The sequence below is a fragment of the Kitasatospora sp. MY 5-36 genome (assembly GCF_001182915.1).
GTDB lineage: Bacteria > Actinomycetota > Actinomycetes > Streptomycetales > Streptomycetaceae > Kitasatospora.
Genome location: NZ_LFVW01001355.1, coordinates 1 through 788, shown reverse-complemented (window position 1 = coordinate 788; position 788 = coordinate 1). Strand labels below are relative to the sequence as shown.

The following is a 788-nucleotide window of genomic DNA, read 5'->3' as shown; positions in this document are numbered from 1 at the left end:
CGCCGCCGCCACCCCAGCCGCCTCCGCCGCCGCCCCGCACGGGACCCGGGTCCGCGCGCCAGCGCTTCGGCCGCCGACTGCGCCACTGGCGCGAGGCCCGCGGCCTCAGCCAGGCCGAGTTCGGCCGGCTGCTCGGCTACCACGACTCGCTGATCAGCCGGGTGGAGAACGCCCACCGCTGGCCACCGCCCGGAATGCCCGCCCGGGCCGACGAACTCCTGCACGCCGACGGCGAGTTGGCGGACCTCTGGCAGGCCGTCCAGCAGGAGCGCGAACACCTCGGCGAACGCGCCGCCGCCACCCGGCCACCGCTCGACACCACCGCCACCGGCCCGCCGGACGCCGCCACCGTCGAGGTGCTCGCCCAGCTGCTCGCCGTCTACCGCGCCGCCGCGGGCCGGATCGGCGGCGAGGAGCTGGCCACCGTCCTGGAGCACCACGCCCACACCCTGCTCGGCCGGCCGCACCCCGACCCGCACCAGTACCCCGACCCCCGCGACCACCCCGCCGCCGACCGCTCGCTCGCCGCCCAGTACGCCGAACTCGCCGGCTGGGCCCACTTCGAGGGCGACCGCCACGCCCGCGCGCTCAGCTGGTACGCCACCGGGCTGGAGTGGGCACGCGCGACCGGCGACCGGATCACCGCGGCCGCGCTGCTCGCCCGGCAGAGCACCCTGTACTGGTGGCACGGCGACCCGGCCACCGCGCTCGCCCTGGCCGAGGCCGCCCGGACCACCGCGCCTCCCCTGCCGGGGCTCCGGGCCTGGACCGCCGTCGCCCAGGCCCAC

The 788-nt window shown here is 79.1% G+C and carries 1 protein-coding gene; it reads left to right on the top strand.

The window, feature by feature from the left end; genetic code table 11:
- Positions 1-788 (top strand): helix-turn-helix transcriptional regulator (locus tag AE652_RS42410; RefSeq protein ID WP_049661594.1); only part of this gene is annotated, 788 nt, incomplete at both ends.